1 protein-coding gene is annotated in these 895 nt (G+C 32.6%); it reads left to right on the top strand.

Annotation, left to right across the window (positions count from 1 at the left end):
• Positions 1-180 precede the first annotated feature (180 nt).
• The coding region (locus ACS8FC_RS15750; RefSeq protein ID WP_439297462.1) for a DUF3239 domain-containing protein at positions 181-895 on the top strand (715 nt) is incomplete at its 3' end.

Raw genomic sequence — 895 nt, 5'->3', positions numbered from 1 at the left:
ATGATTAAAGAGTCTTATTATGACTAACTACATATCTGAGATTGTTATGTCTATAAAGAGTTTACTGTAATTTAAGTATAAACTAAATTTTTAGTTTATAAGAGAGCCGTTAGAGTAATCTAATATCTCTTTTTAGTTGCACACCAAATTTGATGAGCGGTTTGATGAGCGAGATATTAAATGAGCAATAATTATACAGTCGATGACAATAGCATCGCTTCAAATCCCGTTAATACAGAGCTAAATAAATGGGTATGGTTTTGTCATAATAAAATGCTCGTAGGCTTATTGACACTATTTCTGGTTTGCTCATTATTAGCTACGATGGTAATCGATGTTATGTATTTCTTAGTTACTGTTATTGCAGTAGTGATGAACCTTTATTACTGGGTAAATAAAAAGGAGCATTTTCTAAGTGGAGATTCAAATGGAGGTATTGTTGTAGATACTTATCCTACTCTCATTGCAGTTAATACAAATTTAACTAAAGGTTACGGTCATTTCCCAGTAGTCAAAATAATGAAATGTACTTCATTAAAAAATGTGTCTATTGGCGATAGAGTACCAACAGTTGCGCTCTATACTGCCTCAACTAATGACGATTTAGCACATTGGCTAGACTTCAACCCTATTCCTTTATCCTACGCAACTAATGATGCAAAGATAATAAAGTTAGCTATGCAAAGTTATTCGAACGAACAGTGGGAGGAATTGGAAAAATATTTATTAGAATTACAGAAGCCATATAAGCCAGGCTTATATCATGTTGATAAAGAACAGAGTAATTGGAATGAGCAACTGAATGACTCTCTAAGTATTTTGAGTAGTATTGAACTTGAAGGAGGAGGTGGACGAATTAATCTAATGAAGATTGTAATTAGCGTAATGGTATTTA

The sequence above is a fragment of the Psychrobacter sp. 1Y4 genome (genome assembly GCF_051847555.1).
Note: the sequence above shows the minus strand (reverse complement) of the source record. Positions and strands in the feature narration are given on the sequence as shown.